This is a genomic window from Daejeonella sp. AP26, from assembly GCF_056680515.1.
On record NZ_CM155286.1, the window covers coordinates 2835074 to 2855173 of the forward strand.

Annotated in this window: 16 protein-coding genes; 7 read left to right on the forward strand and 9 right to left on the reverse strand. The window is 42.9% G+C overall.

Translation table 11 applies throughout. From position 1 onward, the window contains the following. Positions 1-779: 779 nt before the first annotated feature. The 4 genes from AC1MCB_RS12100 to AC1MCB_RS12115 all read right to left on the reverse strand — a co-directional run bounded on the left by AC1MCB_RS12100 (position 780) and on the right by AC1MCB_RS12115 (position 5053). Positions 780-1055 carry a hypothetical protein gene (locus tag AC1MCB_RS12100; RefSeq protein ID WP_479964979.1) on the reverse strand — a complete coding sequence of 92 codons (276 nt, stop codon included), beginning with the start codon at positions 1053-1055 and terminating at the stop codon, positions 780-782. A gap of 61 nt (positions 1056-1116) precedes the next feature. After that, positions 1117-2124: an NAD(P)H-dependent glycerol-3-phosphate dehydrogenase gene (locus AC1MCB_RS12105; RefSeq protein ID WP_479964980.1), complete on the reverse strand. Its 1008-nt coding sequence runs from the start codon at positions 2122-2124 to the stop codon at positions 1117-1119. A 92-nt stretch (positions 2125-2216) separates the two neighbouring features. Further along, on the reverse strand, positions 2217-3575 hold the full coding sequence (locus AC1MCB_RS12110) for an efflux RND transporter periplasmic adaptor subunit (protein ID WP_479964981.1): 1359 nt from the start codon (positions 3573-3575) through the stop codon (positions 2217-2219). Between the two features lie 26 nt (positions 3576-3601). Further along, positions 3602-5053: a TolC family protein gene (locus AC1MCB_RS12115; RefSeq protein WP_479964982.1), complete on the reverse strand. Its 1452-nt coding sequence runs from the start codon at positions 5051-5053 to the stop codon at positions 3602-3604. Positions 5054-5140: 87 nt separating this feature from the next. Between AC1MCB_RS12115 and AC1MCB_RS12120 the strand changes: the two genes are divergently transcribed. From AC1MCB_RS12120 to rlmH, 5 genes are all read left to right on the forward strand, one after another. Continuing rightward, on the forward strand, positions 5141-5749 hold the full coding sequence (locus tag AC1MCB_RS12120; RefSeq protein WP_479964983.1) for a polysaccharide deacetylase family protein: 609 nt from the start codon (positions 5141-5143) through the stop codon (positions 5747-5749). A 130-nt stretch (positions 5750-5879) separates the two neighbouring features. Next, positions 5880-8147: an aconitate hydratase gene (locus AC1MCB_RS12125; RefSeq protein ID WP_479964984.1), complete on the forward strand. Its 2268-nt coding sequence runs from the start codon at positions 5880-5882 to the stop codon at positions 8145-8147. Between the two features lie 196 nt (positions 8148-8343). Next, positions 8344-9240: a dioxygenase family protein gene (locus AC1MCB_RS12130; RefSeq protein ID WP_479964985.1), complete on the forward strand. Its 897-nt coding sequence runs from the start codon at positions 8344-8346 to the stop codon at positions 9238-9240. Between the two features lie 164 nt (positions 9241-9404). Further along, positions 9405-11909: a PKD domain-containing protein gene (locus tag AC1MCB_RS12135; protein WP_479964986.1), complete on the forward strand. Its 2505-nt coding sequence runs from the start codon at positions 9405-9407 to the stop codon at positions 11907-11909. A gap of 44 nt (positions 11910-11953) precedes the next feature. Beyond that, positions 11954-12427 carry a 23S rRNA (pseudouridine(1915)-N(3))-methyltransferase RlmH gene (gene rlmH, locus AC1MCB_RS12140; protein WP_479964987.1) on the forward strand — a complete coding sequence of 158 codons (474 nt, stop codon included), beginning with the start codon at positions 11954-11956 and terminating at the stop codon, positions 12425-12427. Between the two features lie 190 nt (positions 12428-12617). Here rlmH and AC1MCB_RS12145 read toward each other — a convergent pair whose 3' ends face one another. After that, positions 12618-13145: a DUF5606 family protein gene (locus AC1MCB_RS12145; protein ID WP_479964988.1), complete on the reverse strand. Its 528-nt coding sequence runs from the start codon at positions 13143-13145 to the stop codon at positions 12618-12620. 99 nt (positions 13146-13244) lie between these two features. After that, positions 13245-13688: a peptidylprolyl isomerase gene (locus tag AC1MCB_RS12150; RefSeq protein WP_479964989.1), complete on the reverse strand. Its 444-nt coding sequence runs from the start codon at positions 13686-13688 to the stop codon at positions 13245-13247. Positions 13689-13885: 197 nt separating this feature from the next. Here AC1MCB_RS12150 and AC1MCB_RS12155 point away from each other — a divergent pair, with 197 nt between their 5' ends. Continuing rightward, positions 13886-15067: an asparagine synthetase B gene (locus AC1MCB_RS12155; RefSeq protein ID WP_479964990.1), complete on the forward strand. Its 1182-nt coding sequence runs from the start codon at positions 13886-13888 to the stop codon at positions 15065-15067. Positions 15068-15212: 145 nt separating this feature from the next. Here the strand turns inward: AC1MCB_RS12155 and AC1MCB_RS12160 are convergent, their stop codons facing one another. From AC1MCB_RS12160 to lpxK, 3 genes are read right to left on the reverse strand one after another with little or no spacing between them, the layout of a single operon-like run. Next, positions 15213-17177 (reverse strand): putative porin, encoded by a 1965-nt coding sequence (locus AC1MCB_RS12160; protein WP_479964991.1) that lies wholly within the window; start codon positions 17175-17177, stop codon positions 15213-15215. Further along, positions 17178-17993: a purine-nucleoside phosphorylase gene (locus tag AC1MCB_RS12165; RefSeq protein ID WP_479964992.1), complete on the reverse strand. Its 816-nt coding sequence runs from the start codon at positions 17991-17993 to the stop codon at positions 17178-17180. It lies immediately after the preceding gene. Beyond that, positions 17950-19029, reverse strand: a complete 1080-nt coding sequence (gene lpxK / locus AC1MCB_RS12170; protein ID WP_479964993.1) for a tetraacyldisaccharide 4'-kinase — start codon at positions 19027-19029, stop codon at positions 17950-17952. Before lpxK ends, AC1MCB_RS12165 begins: the two co-directional genes overlap by 44 nt. A 153-nt stretch (positions 19030-19182) precedes the next feature. On the opposite strand from lpxK, the gene AC1MCB_RS12175 reads away from it, so the two are divergent. Then, positions 19183-20091, forward strand: a complete 909-nt coding sequence (locus AC1MCB_RS12175; protein WP_479964994.1) for a serine hydrolase — start codon at positions 19183-19185, stop codon at positions 20089-20091. Positions 20092-20100 lie beyond the last annotated feature (9 nt).

The window sequence follows — 20100 nt, forward strand, 5'->3', positions numbered from 1 at the left end:
CCCATTTCCGCAAACTACCTTCACTTTTTACAAGTCAGTTTACTACTCTAATGTAATTATAGTGTTACCGTTTTGCAAATAATTCGCTCAGTTTTCTTAATAAAATATTAAATAGACTGGAAACACATTCGCAAAACTTCACCTTAAGGCATATTTTATAGTTCCTAGGTAAAACTGAATTAAAATTAAAGTTTTCCTTTCTTATTATGTTTGCTAATACGAGATACAAAAAGCAATGGTTGCTGGCTGGCTGAAATCCGGCAATCGAAGTTATAAGCCTATTCAGCTCTAAACAGCTCTGCTTCTTTATTGGTCAGCTAAAAGGCCGTTTAGTTGACTTTTGAGTGAATGAATTAACATTTTATAACATGGAATAAGACAGCCTGTCCAAGTTCGGGTTTAGTAGGGGTTTCCTAGTACTTTCCTAGTAGTTTCGTATTAGTCAGCTAGTAGAAATCTACCAGGAAACTACAGTTAATCCCTAAGGAAGAATGTAGAGAAGCTAAATAGAACCTAAACCCGGCAGGGAGGCTTCTTTGAAGAGGTCGAATGGATTCAATAAACTGATATGCATTAGGTCGTTTCTTGACATATGCTGAAGCCGATCCTGAGCTAAATGAAAAGTAAACGCATAAAAAAGCCATCCCAAAAATATAATTGGAATGGCTTGATCGCTGTTTATGTTAATTCTGCAGTTGTAGTCGCTTTTTAGTTGCGGGTATCTACTAACACAGCTGTGACAGCTGAAGGTGAATATCCGACTCTTAGAGTCTTAACTTCTAAGCGTCTATATAAGTTCTTGTGTTCTCCTGAGTCATGTAGTAGTTACGACCGTACATATCAGAAAACACGCTTTCGCCGTCAGGTCCTTTCATTTCCGGCATCAGCTTGTCTTTAAGTTGACCGCCGTACTGCACCAATTTATCTCCCCAGCCTCTTGTAGCATCGGCAATATCATCAAACATACTGGTACCGTCAGGTCTCTTTCGCGTAATGAGGGCGGCAGCACCAACGGCTCCCGCAATAATTCCTAAAATCTTAATTGAGTTATTCATGGCTGTCTTTATTTTTCAGGGATAACAACAGGGGTTATGTTTAAGTTTTAAGAAAAATGGATCAGGATAGCTGCTCTGCAAGCAGCTTCATTTCGATTTGAGGAGAATGCCTCTCGTAAATAATGGCGTAGACCGCCCGGCAAATAGGGATGTTCACCTTGTACTGCCTGTTTATCTGATGGATGGAGTTGGCAGCATAATAACCCTCAGCAATCATATTCATTTCCAGCTGCGCAGATGTTACCGTATAGCCTTTACCGATCATGTTACCAAAAGTACGGTTGCGGCTGAACTGAGAGTAAGCCGTTACCAGCAGATCGCCCAGGTATGCCGATTCTTTAATATCGCGGTCAATAGGATGCACTGCATCTACAAACCTTTGCATTTCTCCGATGGCATTAGAGATCAATACTGCCTGGAAATTATCACCATATCCAACTCCATGACAAATTCCGCTGGCTACTGCGTATATATTTTTCAATACCGCCCCATACTCAGTTCCATAAATATCATCTGAGATGGTTGTTTTAATATAGCGGGTATTCATCATACCGGCAAAACAGGCGGCCGCCTCTGTATCTCTCCCGGCGATGGTTAAGTAGGATAATTTTTCGAGAGCTACTTCTTCCGCATGACAAGGACCGCTTATGATTAATACATCCTCCAGGGGAACACCAAACTTCTGGTTCATGAATTCGCCAATGATCAGGTTTTCATCTGGCACAATACCTTTAATAGCCGATATTACTTTTTTTCCCTTCAGATCATCAGCAGTAACGCCTGTTAAAGCTTCCTTCAAAAAGGCAGCTGGCACATTTAACAAAATCGCATCTGATTTTGATATCAGCTCTTTAATGTCTGAACTGATGTTACATCCAGGAACCTTTATTTCTACTGAACTGAGGTAATTAGGATTGCGCTTAAATTGATGAATATGGTTAATTGCGTCCTGACTGCGCATCCACCAAAAGATCTCCTTTTTGACAAGATTATCGGATAAGATTTTAACTATTGCCGTAGCCCAGCTTCCACCCCCAATTACTGCAATCTTACTTATGATCTTTGACATAATTAAAAAACCCCTTTTTGTTTTATGCTAAAAGATATAAGCTACCTTTTAACCTAATTCAATAAAGGGGCAAGTTAATGTATTTAAAGAAATTATTCTTTTTTCTCGCTTGCGAAGAGCTTTTCTTTTGCCACTTTTTCTACAAGCATTCCATCTTTTAGTGTTTTGGAAATAGCTGTAAATGGTCTGGATACGACTTCCTCTCCGCCCTTCAAACCACTTAGCACCTGAATGTAAGTATCATCCTGAATTCCGGTTTTAACTTCAACCTGCTTTACTTTACCATCAGCATAAACGAAGATGTATTCTTTAACAGGCTCTGTAGATTTTTTCTCCTCTTCCTTGCCATTCTCGCTGGCTGAAGGCTTTTCTTCTTCTGTTGTTACCTTCTTCTCTTCACGGGTTGTAACTGACTGGATTGGAACCGCTAAGCCTGTGAAACTCTCGGTCTGAATATCCACGGTGGCAGACAATCCCGGACGGAATGGTGAGGGGTTGTCTTTTCCGGCCTTCAGCAACTCAGCATACGACTCCGGCAAAATCCGCACCTTTACCGTGAAGTTAGTCACCTGATCGGCACTTGCGCCCACCACGTTAGCCGAACTTGCTATTTCCGTTACAACGCCTTTAAATTTTCTTCCCTGGAATGCGTCAACCTCAATTTCTGCGGTATCATTTTTCGAAACCCTATTTATATCGCTCTCATTAACGTCCACGCTAACTTCCATTGATTCCAGATTCGAGATCCGCATCAGCTCGGTACCTGCCATCTGCGAGGTACCCAATATACGGTCGCCTAACTCCACTGATAGTTTAGAGATCACACCATCAACAGGGGCATAGATAGTTGTTTTAGCAAGATTAGCACCTGCTTCCTGAACCACTGCGTTTGATTGTTCAACACCGAACTTAGAGCCAATCACGTTCTGACGCACAGACTCCAGATTTGCTTTTGCAGCATTATATTCAGCTTTAATGGCATCAAACTCCGCTGCCGAGATTACCTTCTTATTAAAAAGCTCCTGGTTACGTTTGTAACGTGCCGCAGTATTAGCAAAATTCGCTTGTGCTTGTTTAAGCTGCTGCTGAGAACTGGCCATACTTGCCTTCTGACTGTTTAAAGACGCCACAGCACGGTCATAACCGGATTGTAGTACATCAGGTCGGACTTTACACAGCAACTGGCCTTTCTTAACCACTTCCCCCTCCTGAACTAAAAGTTGTACTATCTCACCAGAAACTTCAGAGCTTAATTTAACTTCTATTTCAGGCTGCACTTTACCACTAGCAGAAACAGTTTCTACAATCCGTCTTTTCTCTGCTTTATCAACTGCCACCTGGGTTACATCGGCATTTCCAAACCACCCCATTTTATTACCCGCCACAGCTAGTACAATTAGCACTCCTGCTCCTATGAGCACATATTTTAATGTATTTTTCTTCTTTGCCATTGTTATAAGGAATGTTTCGTTTCTGATTAAAATGATATTGGATTTCCGAGGTAGTAATCGATTACTTTATTGCGGAAGATCAAGTCGTATTTGGCCTGGATAAGATCAAACTCAGCTTTGTTTAAATTGGTCTGGGCCTGGTTATAGTCGAGCGAATTCACCAGCCCGACATCATACCGTTGCTGAATTACATTGAAGGCTTCTTTTGATGATTCGAAAGCCGTTGTTGCCGAATTCAGACGTCTCTCTGCTGCCCTTAAATCATATACCGCCTGGTTAACCACCTTGTTCAGGTTGTTTTTGGCCAGCTGCTCACTAACTTCTGAATTGCGCAGGTTGATCTTAGCTCTTCTCACAGATGATCGGGCTGAAAAGCCATTAAACAGGGGTATGGATAAATTAAAACCAATTGACTGGTTATAGTTCTCATCAATTTGAGTGCGGAAAGGGGTTTTCTCAAAAGTGGTAGAATAATTAGGGGTAACTACTACTTCGTTCGTACTCTGCACAAATCCAATGGGACTGTTTGTACCATCAGCTACCCGATCTACTACCTGCATCCGGCCGTTGGAGAATCCGCTTCCCAATCCAGTTTGAAGTGTCAGACGGGGATAATAATTACCCTTAGCAACATCTACTGCTTTTTCGAAAACCATACGCCGATATTCGGCCAGTTTGATATCAGGATAGTTAGTTAAAGCGGTTTTATATATTTCCGGAGCACTATAAACTGCGTTTTCAATTTTCACATCTTCTATTGAAGGTACTTCAACCTCGAACGGTACGGAAGGATCAAGCTCCAGCAACTGCGCCAGGTTCAGGTAGTTTAAATCCTGGGCGTTCTGCGCATTCGTTACATTTAATTCTGCGGTGGCTACCTGGGCCTTCGCCTGGGAGAGATCAGCAAGGGTCTTTTCGCCAACGTCGTAAAACTTTTGTTCACGGTCAAGCTGCTGCAGTGATATATCAAGCTGTTGTTTCGAAGCCGTCAGCATATCCCGGCTATTTAAAACTTGCAGGTAAGTAGTGACCACTGATAACAACAGATCATTTTTGGTCTTCTGCGTATTGCTTTTATCAGCTTCAAGGGCATACTTATTTTGCGAAATCTGATTCATCAATTGGAATCCCTGGAACAAGGTTACTCCTGCAAACAGATTCCCGTTTGTGGATGTGACAGCCTGGTTCACAAACTGGTTGGTTAAGGGATCAATACTCCGCCCGAAATTAAAATTCAGATTGCTGCTGCCATTCAATGTGGGATATAAAGCAAACCGGCTTTGTTTCAGATCTTCGGCGCTTATAGCTTCCGAAAATTCAGCTTGTTTGATCTGGAGGTTGTTTTGAAGGGCCAGCTCTGTAGCTTCTCTTAAAGTGATTATTTTCTGAGCCTGGCTGTCGCCGCTTGCAATAAGTAACCCAAGGGTTGTGAAAACGGTGATTTTTAAAGCTGAAATGTTTTTATTAATAAAACTCATAGAATCTAAAAAGCCCTCAATTTAGTTTTTATCTGCTAATTATCAGAAAGTAAATTATGGGATATATCTTCGCAATAAAAACATTGCATGTACCTCGCCAAATCACCTTTCTGGTTACAATGGTTCTACCCTTCGGCGATATGGCATAAAAGCCGCGAAGAGAAATCCATTTTTTTAACCTTTGACGATGGACCTATACCTGTTGTTACACCCTTTGTACTAAATGCCCTAAAAAGTTTTAATGCAAAGGCAACTTTCTTTTGCATTGGCGATAATGTGAGCAAGCATCCGGAAATTTACAAGCAGATACTGGATGAGGGTCATGCGGTCGGAAACCATACTTACAACCATTTAAAAGGCTGGAATACAAAGAATGAAGTTTACCTTGAAAACGTTTCCCAATGCGCTACTCTGGTGAGGTCTAATTTGTTCAGGCCACCCTATGGCCGCGCTAAAAGATTTCAAATCTCAAATTTAAAATCCAAATACTCCATCATTATGTGGGATGTATTAAGTGGCGACTTTGATACCGGGATTGATGCTGACAGATGTGTAAAGAATGTGTTATCTAATGCGCAGAACGGATCTGTTATTGTATTCCACGACAGTGTAAAGGCATTCCCACGCCTTGAAAATGCGTTACCCCAGGTTCTTAAACAACTTAGTGACAGAGGGTTTCAGTTTCTTGCCCTTTAAAACGAAGTTTGGCTGAGCTTGATTAGCCTTGGCCGTCTTATAAACGTCCCGGAGTGTCAAAAAATTAGTGTGGTTTTTGTAACTTCGCACAAAGTTTTTTACGAATTACCTTTTTACAATCAAACATATTATGGCATTTGATTTAGACATGATCAAAAAGGTTTACGATAACTACGGAATGCGTATTCAGGCAGCCCGTAACGTTGTTAACAAACCTCTTACTTTAACCGAAAAGATTTTATACGCCCACTTATGGGAAGGCAAAGCTTCCCAGGCCTACGAGCGCGGCGTAACTTATGTTGACTTCGCACCGGACCGGGTGGCTATGCAGGATGCAACCGCTCAAATGGCCCTTTTGCAGTTTATGCAGGCGGGAAGACCAACGGTAGCTGTTCCTTCCACGGTACATTGCGATCACCTGATACAGGCTAAAGTAGGTGCTGCAGAAGACTTGGCAGCCTCTAACACTCAGAATAAGGAAGTATTTGATTTCCTTTCTTCTGTTTCAGATAAATATGGAATTGGCTTTTGGAAACCAGGTGCTGGTATCATTCACCAGGTGGTTTTAGAGAATTATGCTTTCCCCGGTGGTATGATGATCGGAACAGATTCGCATACTCCAAACGCAGGTGGTCTGGGAATGATCGCTATAGGCGTGGGTGGTGCTGATGCATGTGATGTGATGGCAGGATTAGCCTGGGAATTAAAGTTCCCGAAATTAATAGGCATAAAATTAACCGGTAAACTGTCCGGGTGGACTTCTGCAAAAGATGTGATCCTGAAAGTAGCCGGAATATTAACCGTTAAAGGTGGTACGGGATATATTGTAGAATATTTCGGAGAGGGGGCACAATCTTTATCGGCAACCGGTAAAGGTACAATCTGTAATATGGGAGCAGAGATTGGCGCTACCACTTCGGTCTTCGGTTACGATCAAAAGATCGCGGAATACCTTAAAGGCACCAACCGCGAAGACATCGCAAATCTTGCCGATGAAGTAAAAGAGCACCTGACCGGTGATGAGGAAGTTTACAATAATCCTCAGGCTTATTTTGATCAGGTTATAGAAATAGATCTGTCAACATTGGAGCCACATATTAACGGACCATTCACCCCGGATATGGCCTGGCCATTGTCTAAATTTGGTGAGGCCGTACGCGAGCATGGATGGCCTGTGGAACTGGAAGTGGGACTGATCGGCTCATGTACCAACTCATCTTACGAAGATATCACAAGAGCGGCATCAATTGCCAAACAAGCAGTTGATAAAAACCTGCAGGCGAAGGCAGAATTCACCATTACGCCGGGTTCAGAGTTGGTACGTTATACTGTTGAACGTGATGGCTACCTGAACACCTTCGAACAAATGGGTGGTGTTGTTTTAGCGAATGCCTGTGGTCCATGTATTGGCCAATGGGCGCGTCACAGCGACGATCCTAATCGCAAGAACTCGATCTTAACTTCTTTCAATAGAAATTTCAAAGCCCGTAATGACGGTAATCCAAACACGCACGCCTTCGTTGCATCCCCTGAAGTGGTTACCGCTTTAACGATCGCCGGAAATCTGGGTTTTAACCCGATGACTGACACATTAACGAACAGGAACGGCGAGCAGGTGATGCTTGATGAGCCACAAGGTTTAGAAATGCCGTTAAGAGGTTATGCAGTGGAAGATGCCGGATACCAGGCACCTGCCGAAGACGGAAGTGTTGTATCAGTTCGCGTCGATCCTAACTCAGCACGTTTACAGCTTCTTGATCCTTTTAAAGCATGGGAAGGAACAGATATTACCGGCCTGCGTCTTTTAATCAAAGCAAAAGGTAAATGTACTACTGACCATATCTCTATGGCTGGTCCATGGTTGAAATTCCGTGGGCACCTTGATAACATTTCTAATAATATGCTGATTGGTGCGACTAACTATTTTAACGAGTTGCCGAATAGTGTGAAGAACCAGTTAACCGGCATATACGGACCGGTTCCTGATACTGCCCGCGCGTACAAAGCCGCAGGGATTGGCAGTATCGTTGTTGGCGACGAAAACTATGGCGAAGGTTCATCACGTGAGCATGCAGCTATGGAGCCTCGCCATTTAGGAGTCAGAGCAATTCTGGTAAAGTCATTTGCCCGGATACATGAGACAAACCTGAAGAAGCAAGGAATGCTTGGATTAACCTTTGCCGACGCTTCAGACTATGACCGCATTAAAGAAGACGATGTTATTGATATCACCGGCTTGAATACATTCACACCCGGTCAGCCATTGACCATCGTGTTGCATCATTCAGACGGCAATACTGAATCATTCAGTGTTAACCATACTTATAATGAGCAACAGATTGAATGGTTTAAGGCAGGTGGTGCTTTGAATATTATCAGAATGAAGCAAAATGTGTAGTAAATAACAAATAAGGAGTATTAAGCCCTGTTCACGAAATATGAGCAGGGCTTTTTTGTATATTAGATTACCGGTCGCCAAATTAAAAAAAGATAAAATTATACCTATCTGTTAATATTCACTCAAGAAAATTCAGATCCCCTTTTTCTTAATATCATTTCTAATAAATTTCATTTCCACATAAATCCTCACGTGTATGGAACGCAGAAGTTTTATTAAAAATACTACCCTCTTTGCGGTAGCGGTAACAGCTACAGGATTTATCCGCTTTGATGGCAGTCGTTTTGTCGGTGATTGTGAAACAACCACCGACATACTGGGGCCCTTTTACCGCCCTGACAGTCCGGTTAGAACAAACCTGGCCATAAAAGGCGAGCCTGGCACTCTGATTCAATTACAGGGTAGCGTTAAACACAAAGACTGTATAACTCCCTGCAAAAAAGCCGTAGTTGAGTTATGGCACTGCAGCAGCAAAGGAAATTATGATAATACATCTAAGGAATTTCGCTATCGGGGCACCACTTTCACGGATGAACAAGGACATTATTTATTCAATACCATTTTACCTGTGCCCTATGAGGTGGGCGGAGGCATTGTACGACCGGCACATTTTCACATGATGATTACCGCCAAAGGTTATCAGCCTTTAGTGACTCAGCTTTATTTTTCTGGCGATCCACATATTTCCACAGATTCTTCTTCGTCGTCTCCCCATGCGAAAAGAAGGATCTTAAACGTTCAAACCTTACCAAATGGAACAAAAAAGGTTTTGTTTGATGTGAGTTTATCCGATAAGCTAGCCATCGAGCCCGCCGCTATTGACAAACTGACCGGTATTTATTCAGATGAGAACGACAAAAACAATAAGATCGAGTTCTTTAAAATGAACAATGCACTCTGGATGAAGAATGAAGTGTTTGGAGTCAGCTTCGACTATATAGGAAATAATAGTTTCCAGTATCCGGGAGTTCCATCCGGAATGGCCTTTACCCTTCAATTTGAAATTATGCCTTCGGGTATTGTTAAACTTACTCAAAAGTCGACAGATGAGAACGGTCAGAAAAGAATTTCAATCTCGATGAAGGAGAAGTGACTTCTTGAAAGCACGATTTGTCGGCAACACTTGTAATAAACAACAACCCGTGGCTTAAGCAAGTTGCCCATAACACCGTTTAACTCATAAGCCGCTGTTTTTAAAATCCTACCCATGCAAATGGGTGGGGTTTTTTATATTTTTATATTCGAAATAGCCTGAATGTGAAGAATATAATTAGTGTTTTTATACTTTTCTTCTTCTACAACCTTTGTTTTGCACAGCCGGCAAACGATAATTGCGAACAGGCAACAGTGATCGTCAACGTTTCTAACTATTGCTCCGCAGACAAGGAATTCACCACAGAAAGTGCAGTTGAAGGCGATGTGTGGTTTCAGTTCACCGCCAGAGCTTTTGATGTGAATGTTTCCATCAGCGGAAATACAGACGGCACCGGCAATCTGGGCGGCACTTTGCAAAGTCCGGTAGTTGAACTTTACCAGGAATGTAACACTGCACAAATTGTCACTTCACAGGTAAGCTCGGATAACGTTACGTCTCTATACAAAGGCGGATTAATTATAGGTAAGATTTATTATATCCGAGTCAGCGGGTCAGGTACCGGAAGCTTCAAATTATGCATCAACAACTACACCCCTATTTTCAAACCGGGACAAGATTGCTCATCCGCATCAGTGCTATGTAGCAAGGAGACATTTACTCAAACAGATGTGTCGGGAGGAGGATTTAACAGCGACGAGGCTGCAGGAACATGCCTTTCTGCATTTGCCGTTAACTCCGAACAAAATAGCGCCTGGTATAAGTGGACTGCAGCCAACAACGGCACTTTAACTTTTGTTATCACACCTACAGCCAATGACGACATTGACTGGGTGTTATATGACCTGGGAACAGTTGACAATTGCGCCGGTGTAACTGTGGCCAATGCTATCCGGTGTGATGCAGGTCGTGGGGTGGATTGCTTTGGACCCGGGCAAAACCGTTACACAAAAACGGGTTTAAATATTACCTCGACAGATCTGTTTGAAAACGGAGGATGTTTGGAAGGACAGGATGGCTTTGTTCGCTATGTAGATATGCAGGAAGGGCACATCTATGCTTTGCTGGTTAACAACTTCGATCGGGGTAATAATGGCTTCACTATAGAGTTTGGCGGCACCGGAGAATTCCTGGGACCGCAGGCTGTAATTGATTTCAAACACAATAACCCCTGCACACCACAGCAAGACTACACATTCACAAGTCTTTCCAGCAGTTATAACCGCTTAAAATGGACATTCGGCGAAGGGGCAAGTTTAGACTCAGCGGATACTGCGGGTCCTATCACCGTCAGCTACTCCCGTCCTGGCATTAAAACGGTGGTTCTACAGGCCTTTGGCGACAAAGAATGTTCAGTGGTGGCGACCTATTCTTTCACTGTTATTGAGAAGCCCGAACCGCCTGAAATTTCAATTAACAGAACTACTTTCTGTTTGTATGAGACAGTGGTACTGTCAACACCCCTGGTTGATAGTGCAATATATGCATGGACGGGTCCTAACGGCTTCACATCGAATCAGCCGACCTTAAATATACCGGTCGCTGATTATAATGTTGCGGGAAGCTATTCTCTTACCATTAGCTTAAACGGGTGCACTAGTGACCCTTCAATCATTATCGTCCCCCCGATAAGTGAAACGCCGGTGGTCACCCTTGATGTAACAGAAAATAATCCCTGCACTAATGAGCTTACTTACACAATCAGTTATACAGCAATCGACTACCAGGAGCTCAGAGCTAATTTTGGCCCTGGATTTACAATTAAATCAGGCGCCGGAAACGGACCATATATAGTTTCCTATAATACCCCGGGCGAACGGACCATAACAGTAACTGCCACCTCCAGTTCAGGATGCAGGGTTACGGTAACCAAAGTTATTGACGTTCCCGCAATTACACCGAAGCCGGTTATCCAGATCAATAAAAACAGCTTTTGTGTAAATGACACTATTATATTAACCACCACAGCAACACCCAATACCACTTACACGTGGAGTGGACCTAACGATTTCAGCGCTTCAGGAGCTATTGTTACTATTCCGGTCAATAGTATTAATCTTTCCGGAGAATATACCCTTGTAGCCACCAGTGGACGCTGTAGCAGCGAGGCCGCGTCGATCATTGTGCCCGACATCATAAAAACACCAGTAGCGTCATTCATTTCAGATCCCAGCATGCCGGCGATATTAACCTCTCCGGTTACAGTGCAGTTCATCAACAACTCTACGGATGCTAATTCATACTTATGGGACTTTGGAGACGGGAGCACATCCACGGAAGAGAACCCGTCTCATGAATACACTGCGTTCGGCGAATATAATATCACTTTAACCGCTTATAATAATGGGGCCTGCAGCAACTCACTAACACAAGGGAAATTTGTGATCAGGGTAGACAATACTATACTGATCCCCAACACCTTTACCCCTAATGCCGATCAGGTAAATGATGAGTTCGTTATAACTATCAGTAATATCGTTTCCTACCGTTTGCAAATATATAACCGGTATGGTAGTCCGCTGTTCCAGACAAATGATATTTTTGAAAACTGGAAAGGCGTTTATAATAACGCTCCCTTACCGGTAGGAACTTATTATTACATTATTGATGCAGTTAGCATAAGCGGAGAGCCTATAAAAAAGGCCGGTTCCATCAGCATCATTAAATAAAGTACGGCAGGATTAAATATCTAACTACTAACTACTTACTACTAGTGAAGATCACCTTTTTAACCATTGGAAAGACCGAAGATAAATACTTGCTGGAGGGTATGGATAAGTATTTGAAGCGCCTGAAACATTACATAGGTTTTAAAGTACTTGAACTTCCTGAGCTTAAGAACACCAAGAATCTTTCACAGGATCAGCAGAAAAGCAAAGAAGCAGAGCTGATATTCAAAAACATTTCAAATACAGATCAGCTTATACTATTAGATGAAAACGGAATGAACCTTACATCAGCTCAATTCTCCGGTTTTCTTAATAAAAAGATGACAGGCAGTGTTCAGCACCTTGTTTTCGTTGTAGGTGGACCCTATGGTTTCAGCCCGGATGTGTATAATCGTGCACATGAGAAGATTTCGCTTTCGCGGATGACTTTCTCCCACCAAATGGTTCGGTTGTTCTTTGTTGAACAAGTATACCGGGCATTTACAATAATGAAGGGCGAGCCCTATCATCATGAATAAACCTATTTAATTAAATTTGACTATGTCACTTGGAAAAAGAAACTACCATTACAAAGGAATAAATCCCGGGAATGAACAAAGGCGCTTTTGGATACTGATACTAATCGCCTTAGCGATCGGGGCGGCAATTGTATTCTTCTTTTAATAACAAAGGCCGGAAATCCGGCCTTTGTTATTAAAAGTTTGTAGGTTACTTTGCTTTTTGAGAAACCCTGGTCGCGCTTTTAGCAGGCGCCTTGGTTGCTTTCGGTTTTTCCGAAACGGCATGCTCTGTTTTTTTAACCGCTGCCGGGGTTTCAGCCATTACACCGCCTTCTGCTAACGGCTCGGGAGCTTCTTCAGCAAATAATGGCAATTCTTTGATCACACTAAACCAGTTAAGTATCTTCTTCATGTCCGAAGCATACACTCTATCTTCGTCATGGCCAGGAGCTACCTCTCTAAAAAAGTTCCGTAAAGCTGTACCGTCTGCTGTTTTAACATCAGGCACCTTTTCACTGGATTTGATCTTCTCGAAGATGTCCACTAATTTCAAATCCTCATCATCGCCAAAAACAGTAATGTCTTCCAACGTTGCCATTTTTGAGGTAGACATATTTACAACTGTCTTCGTTTTTTGCTCGTCAAGGGTTTCCAGTATAAACCCGGATTTATTCTGACCGATCAACTTAAACAATCCCGGCTTACCGGATACAGATACAAGTCCTCTTAAATTCATATTTTTTGTTTTAAGTACTGAGTATTTAGTACCTAGTATTTAGATTGGAGCAGGTTACCATGGTAATCCACTATTGTACTATCTACTAAATACTTTATACTAAATACTATCTTCAATTACTTCTACACTTAAAATTTTATCGCCCTGACGGATAGCATCTACCACATCAACGTTTTCTATTACTTTACCGAAGCAAGTGTGATTACGGTCAAGGTGAGCAGTGTTATTACGGCTATGGCAGATAAAGAATTGCGAACCACCGGTGTCACGACCCGCATGGGCCATAGATAACACGCCACGATCATGGTATTGATTCTCGCCGTCTAATTCACATTTAATTTTATAGCCGGGGCCACCTGCACCTGTTCCGGTTGGGTCACCACCCTGGATCACGAAGTCAGGCAGAACACGGTGAAAAGTTACGCCATCGTAAAATCCTTCTTTAGCTAGCTTCAAAAAATTCTCTACAGTACCGGGTGCATCCTTATCATAGAATTGTACGGTCATGTCACCCTTCTCAGTTTTTATAATTGCTTTACTCATTATCTATCTTTTATGAACTGACAAAGTTAATTATTTCGGGCAATTATGTTAATCTCTATCAAAATCTCCTAAAAACCTTCTGATTTGCCTAACTTTAAACTTCACCAAACGTTTACAAAAGCATGCTTAAATGGCGTTTCACTATACTGATCTTATTGGTTTCAGGTATCTGCAGGGCCGCATCTATACTTATACCTATGGACGAGGACCAGAAAAACCATTTGAAGGCCTACGGTATAGCATACTGGACTTTAAAGAACGGGCTGGAAGTAGACTGGCTATTAAATTACAGGGGCGGAAGTTTTCTGATAAAGTATTCTCAGCAGGTTGAAAATGAATGCAAGATCCGCGGGGTATCGTATGATGTGACAGCAGACGCTAAAGTTAATGCCATACTGAATGAAATCACTGATCCTTCTGTGAACATGGATCTCGTTAAACTTGAAAAGGCACCTAAAATAGCTGTCTACTCGCCAAAAAATAAACTCCCCTGGGATGACGCCGTAACCATGGTTCTAACTTACGCTGAAATCCCCTACGAAATAGTCTATGATGACGAGGTTTTGAAAGGGAACCTCCCAAAGTACGACTGGTTACACTTGCACCATGAGGATTTTACAGGTCAGTACGGACGTTTTTACAGCGCTTTCCGAAATGCGGGCTGGTACATTGAAGATGTCCGCCTTCAAGAAGCGACTGCTAAAAGAAACGGCTTCAAAAAAGTATCAGAGATGAAACTTGCAGTCGCCAAAAATATCCAAAGCTTTTGCGCAGGTGGCGGTTTCATGTTCGCCATGTGCTCAGGTCCCGAGACGTTTGATATAGCTCTAGCCGCTGCGGGAATAGATATTGCCGAAAGTATGTTTGATGGTGATGGCGCCGACCCGCAGGCACAGTCAAAACTGGACTTTTCGCAAACCTTTGCCTTTCAGAATTTCCGTTTAGATCTCAATCCCTATAACTATGAATTCTCAAGCATTGATGTAACGCCCACCCGGAATATTGAACGCACCAGTGACTTCTTTACTCTTTTTGAATTCTCAGCCAAATGGGACGTAGTTCCCACAATGCTTACTCAAAATCACGATAAAGTTGTTAAAGGGTTTATGGGACAAACCACCGCGTTCCGAAAAGATCTTATCAAGCCGGAAGTACTTATTATGGGTGAAACGAAAGTGGCAAATGAAGCGCGATACATCCATGGCGAATTTGGCAAAGGCCAGTGGACCTTTTATGGCGGCCATGACCCGGAAGATTACCAGCACGCCGTAGGCGATCCGCCTACAGATCTGAATTTGCACCCTAACTCACCGGGCTATCGGTTAATACTCAACAATGTGCTGTTCCCGGCAGCGAAGAAGAAGAAACAGAAAACTTGATTAATGTGCGAATATGGGAATATGCTGATGTGCAAATGAAGAAAATGGACGGCTGAGTAAAACGGGTGATGGAACTGTTTATCTGCTCATCTGCATATTTGCACATCTACTCATTTGAACATTTGCGCATTTACTTATTTGCATATTAATTGTAAAACTTCCAGCTTAACCCAAACTTCAGTAGGGCATCCTGCATAGGGTATCGTTTGACTGTGTAAAATCCATTGGAAAACAAACCTTGGTTGGCATAATCGTACTTAACGAATAAAGTAGTTCGTCGCAGGTTTGCCCTGACCCACACGTCAACAATCGGATCAGAAGCAAACTCAACAGGTTCGCGGTCATTATAGAATTGGCTGGTGTTTATTGAATACGCCGGGTTCTTAAAAGGCGTATTATAACGTACATCAAATCCGAAGTTAGTACTCAGCACATTGAAAAGCTTCAGAGCATAATAGAGGCTGTGATAGGTGTAGACCTCGGGCGTACGTAACAGGTCCTGATAGTCCGTCTTCTGGTAGACCACGTAATTATCAAGATGAAGGTTGCCAAACTTAAAGTCCTTCCCGACACTTATTTTTAATAGGTTGATGCTGTTATCAAACTGTGCTGGTTCAATTTGTCTGTCAATAGCTGTTTCCCGGTAATAGAGGTAATTGTCAATCAGAAGGTACTCCGCCTTACCGGTAAACTGCAGTTTCGGATTTTCGTAAATAAAAGAGAAGTTGTTGACTTTGGTGCGATCGAAGCTCTGATTCCAGTTATGGAACTGGTAATCGAGCCGTTCAAACATTTGTTCCGGAGATTTATTTTGCGAATATGCACCCAGCACAATCCGTCCTAATGATTTGCTTAACAGGAAGCTGGTATTAGCCTCGTATAAAAAATCGCCCGCATTACGGCCCTGAGCTATTTGATGAAGGTCTGCCTGGATATTAACTTTATCGCTGAACCGGTAACCGAGTCCCGCTTTAAGGGTAATATTTTGAAAATTATCTTTATAACCCTTCTGTTCATAGTGATAAAGGTCATGCTGCAGTCCCAGGTCAAGCTTCACTTCATTCTTTAAAAAACTAACCGTCTTCCCTCGAAGATAAAAGCTATATGTAAATTCGTTACTCAGGTTGTTAACAATGGTCGAGTCCCTTGTAGACAAAGAGTCGGGAACAGAGATGTCAGGCAGGGCTCCCAGCAGATCGGGCTCATTCCTGAAAAAACGGTAACGATCCGTCGTGTAATTAACGGAATGCGACAATCGCTGGGTAGGCAATATTTGCGATGCCAGGCTATCTGATTTTAAGGTATCCATTCGGCCGATGTAATACATCTGCTTTAAGAAAAAACTTTTCTGTCTCCAAGTTTGCATTGGCCTTTCACGCCCGGTAGCACGCAGCCTCACTATTTCGGCATCCTTTCTTATCGAGGAGTTGCCGGTAAAAATCGTGTCGTTGGTTGTCGAACCATTCTCGCCGGCTTTAATGGTATTGAATAGAGCATTTGCCAGTAAATTGTAGCGGTTCCCTGGTGATTCATACCAGGTGAACAAGGCAGCGTTCAAATGATCTGCATCCTGGTTCGCATAGAAGCCTTCAGCTCCAATACGGTTATAATTAGCGCCGAAGTTCCAGTTTGGCTTAATATTCTGTGAATGGGTAACCTTAAAGATCTGTTCCTGCAGACTACCATTTACATAGTACAGATCAGTATACGGAGACCGGGCCCGGTAATACCGAACATCATCCTGCGTCATCAAATAGTGGTCGAGCGCATGAAAGCCGGGATCAAAACCGATCTTTTTACTTGGAGTAAATAGCAGATCGCGGTAAGCAATTCCCAAACTTCCTAAGCCAATTGTTGGTCGCTTAGCTTGGTAAAGCGGACTGTAGTTTTGAAAGTTGCTCAGCGTGGTGTCAATCGGTACCGTCTGAGTTGCTGTATTCAGCAATTGCCTGTCGGTGTACCTGATGTATTTAGAGGTAAATATAACCGAATCTACATCCTCCTCCTCCATTTTTCGAAGTGAGTCAAGTTCGGTTCCGGGGTCTTGTGCCAGCGAAGTTCCGACTAAGAAAAACTGGAGAAGAAAAAAAATACTTAAAAGTCTCTTCATCTAAAACGTGCTGATCAATTCTTTCAATATTTGTGTCATCCGGGGTTCTGCCTCCTTTGCAATTTCAATGATCTCTTCAACAGAAACGGGTTTGAGCGTATCCGGAAAACCTTCATCCGTTAAAACAGAAATGGCAAACACCGGTAAACCCATGTGATTGGCTACGATAACCTCAGGCACCGTGCTCATCCCTACTGCATCTCCACCAATTATGCGTAGAAAGCGATATTCCGCCTTTGTTTCAAGATTGGGGCCACTTACCGAAACATAAACTCCTTTATGACAGGTAATATTATTTTTTTTAGCTATTTCCATCCCTGCACAAACCATATCCGGATGGTAAGGCTCACTCATATCCGGAAAACGTGGACCTAATGCTTCCGAATTTCTTCCGCGTAAGGGATTGTCAGGTTGCATGTTGATATGATCTTCAATAATCATGAGATCGCCCTTTCTGTAATCCGGATTAAGTGCACCACTGGCATTTGACACCAGCAGCTGTTTAATACCAAGCATCTTCATCACCCTGACCGGAAAGGTAATCTGCTTCATATCATAACCTTCATAGTAATGAAGCCGGCCTTGCATAGCCACAACCCTTTTTCCGCTTAATACGCCGAAGATCAATTTACCTGAATGAAATTCGAGAGTAGAGATCGGGAAGTTGGGGATATTAGAATACATCAGCTTATGTTCCACTTCAATATCGTCAACCAAACCACCTAAGCCGGTGCCCAGGATAATACCTATCTCAGGCTCGAAATCACCGATCTTACGTTTTATATATTCGGTTGTTAACTGGATGTTTTCTAACATATTCTATTATCAGATTATTAAATCGCTCTTCATCAGGCGACTGTATACGAGCTCTCACTGGAAGGTAATAAACCGGAAGACCCTTCAAAAGTTCTCTAAACTGGTGCGAATTTAAGCGTTGTGCGTCCTTTTCGGTGGTGATAATAAACTTTTTACCGGCAGGCGAATTGTTAAATGCAGCTGCAAGTTTAACGATATTTTTTTTGCTGAATAAATGGTGATCCGGATACTCATGATGGATGATATCTGAAGTATAAAGATTTAGCTGTTCAATAAGCGGCTGTGCATTAGCTATTCCAGTGATCACAAAGATTTGAGTATCGGTAGTAGTACTCTGCAGGCTAAGCTCCTCATCGGGATGCAAAAGCATTTTCAGGTCTGCATATTCAAGTGACGAAAAAAAGACTTGCTGGTGAGGGTAAGGGTTAACCTTGGCGATAAGCTCTTTTTTCTGTTCCGCTGTCAGATCAATGGGGCACTTGGTTATCACGAGTATATCGGCACGTTTTCGGCCCGTTAAAGGTTCACGGAGATCTCCCGTGGGTAAAAGCCATTGAAAACCGCAAAAGACTCTGTAATCGAACAAGAGTATGCTCAAACCAGGTTTCACGGCGCGATGCTGAAAGGCATCGTCAAGAATAATTACCTGGTGGTGCTGATTTAACTCCTTTACCCCTTCTACCCTGTCTTCGCAAACCGCGACTGTTATCTCCGGAAATTTCTTTTTAAACTGCAGCGGCTCATCGCCTGAATCCTCAGCCTGGGATGAAGATTTCACCTGCAAAAACCCTTTTGTACGCCGCCCGTAACCCCGGCTAAGGGTGGCAACCTTGTGATCATCTTTTAATAAGGAAACGAGGTATTCAGTCATCGGACTTTTACCGGCACCGCCCACAGCCAGATTTCCGACCGAGATAATGGGGATCTTAAATTTACGCGACTTAAAAACCCCTGTATCATAAGCCCAGTTACGCAGAACGACGACCAGGCCATAAATTAACGAGACGGGGAATAAAAGCAGGCGAAAAAAGCGCATTCCTAAGTTTTGCGGTAAATTTAGTATTAAGATAGTATATAGTATCTAGTATAAAGTATTTAGAGGGATGCGTTATCAGCTGGTATCCGCAAACAACCTTGCGATGATTGTTTAATATCATTTAATTACTTTGTAGCGGTAAAACCTGATCCCATGAAGAAACTTTTCTTGTTAACCTTCCTCCTACTCGCCCTTTCGCCGGTATTTGCGCAATCGGTGGATAAAAAGCTTACAGCAAAGCTTGAGCACCTTGTAAAAGGATTCAATGGAGACGTGGGTATTTTTGTTAAAAACCTGAAGACCGGTAGAACAGCTTCCATAAATGCAGATACCCTTTTTCCAACGGCCAGCATGATCAAAGTACCAATTATGTGCGGCGTGTTTAATGAGATCGAAAAGGGGAACTTGAATTACAACCAGGAGCTGACCTATTGTGACAGCTTGTTTTATGCGGGCGAAGATATTATCGGCTCCTTCAAAGAGGGCGAAAAGATCCGCCTAAGTAAGGTGCAGATGCTAAGCATTACCACAAGTGATAATACCGGCAGCTTATGGTTGCAAAAACTAGCCGGCAGTGAGAATATTAACCGCTGGCTGGATAGTATGGGCTTTGAACACACCAGGCTCAACTCCCGCACCCCGGGCAGGCGCCCCAACTGGGAAGTGTATGGCTGGGGTCAAACTACTCCAAGGGAGATGGCCCGGCTGCTGACTTTGATCAGGGAAGGCAAAGCCATAAGTCCGGCTGCCAGCGAGCGCATGTACCGCAACCTGATTCGCATTTACTATGATGGGCAGGCATTATCACAGATCCCTCCTTACGTGCAGGTAGCTTCGAAATCGGGGGCTGTTGATGAGGCCCGGTCAGAAGTGGTTTTAGTGAATGCACCCCACGGTGATTACGTTTTCTGTATTGCCACCAAAAATCAAAAAGATACCAGCTGGAATCAAAACAATGAAGGCTATCGCCTGATTACTAATTTATCTGCGCTCCTGTGGGATTACTTTGAGCCAGGCTCCAACTGGAAACCCGCAGCGGGGGTTGAAAAGTATGCTGAGTAGTTTCCTAGT

Bases quoted from the DNA above. Each gene is read 5' to 3' on its own strand.
- AC1MCB_RS12100 (WP_479964979.1), bottom strand. From the start codon at position 1,055: ATGAATAACTCAATTAAGATTTTAGGAATTATTGCGGGAGCCGTTGGT.
- AC1MCB_RS12105 (WP_479964980.1), bottom strand. From the start codon at position 2,124: ATGTCAAAGATCATAAGTAAGATTGCAGTAATTGGGGGTGGAAGCTGG.
- AC1MCB_RS12110 (WP_479964981.1), bottom strand. From the start codon at position 3,575: ATGGCAAAGAAGAAAAATACATTAAAATATGTGCTCATAGGAGCAGGA.
- AC1MCB_RS12115 (WP_479964982.1), bottom strand. From the start codon at position 5,053: ATGAGTTTTATTAATAAAAACATTTCAGCTTTAAAAATCACCGTTTTC.
- AC1MCB_RS12120 (WP_479964983.1), top strand. From the start codon at position 5,141: ATGTACCTCGCCAAATCACCTTTCTGGTTACAATGGTTCTACCCTTCG.
- AC1MCB_RS12125 (WP_479964984.1), top strand. From the start codon at position 5,880: ATGGCATTTGATTTAGACATGATCAAAAAGGTTTACGATAACTACGGA.
- AC1MCB_RS12130 (WP_479964985.1), top strand. From the start codon at position 8,344: ATGGAACGCAGAAGTTTTATTAAAAATACTACCCTCTTTGCGGTAGCG.
- AC1MCB_RS12145 (WP_479964988.1), bottom strand. From the start codon at position 13,145: ATGAATTTAAGAGGACTTGTATCTGTATCCGGTAAGCCGGGATTGTTT.
- AC1MCB_RS12150 (WP_479964989.1), bottom strand. From the start codon at position 13,688: ATGAGTAAAGCAATTATAAAAACTGAGAAGGGTGACATGACCGTACAA.
- AC1MCB_RS12155 (WP_479964990.1), top strand. From the start codon at position 13,886: ATGGACGAGGACCAGAAAAACCATTTGAAGGCCTACGGTATAGCATAC.
- AC1MCB_RS12160 (WP_479964991.1), bottom strand. From the start codon at position 17,177: ATGAAGAGACTTTTAAGTATTTTTTTTCTTCTCCAGTTTTTCTTAGTC.
- AC1MCB_RS12165 (WP_479964992.1), bottom strand. From the start codon at position 17,993: ATGTTAGAAAACATCCAGTTAACAACCGAATATATAAAACGTAAGATC.
- lpxK (WP_479964993.1), bottom strand. From the start codon at position 19,029: ATGCGCTTTTTTCGCCTGCTTTTATTCCCCGTCTCGTTAATTTATGGC.
- AC1MCB_RS12175 (WP_479964994.1), top strand. From the start codon at position 19,183: ATGAAGAAACTTTTCTTGTTAACCTTCCTCCTACTCGCCCTTTCGCCG.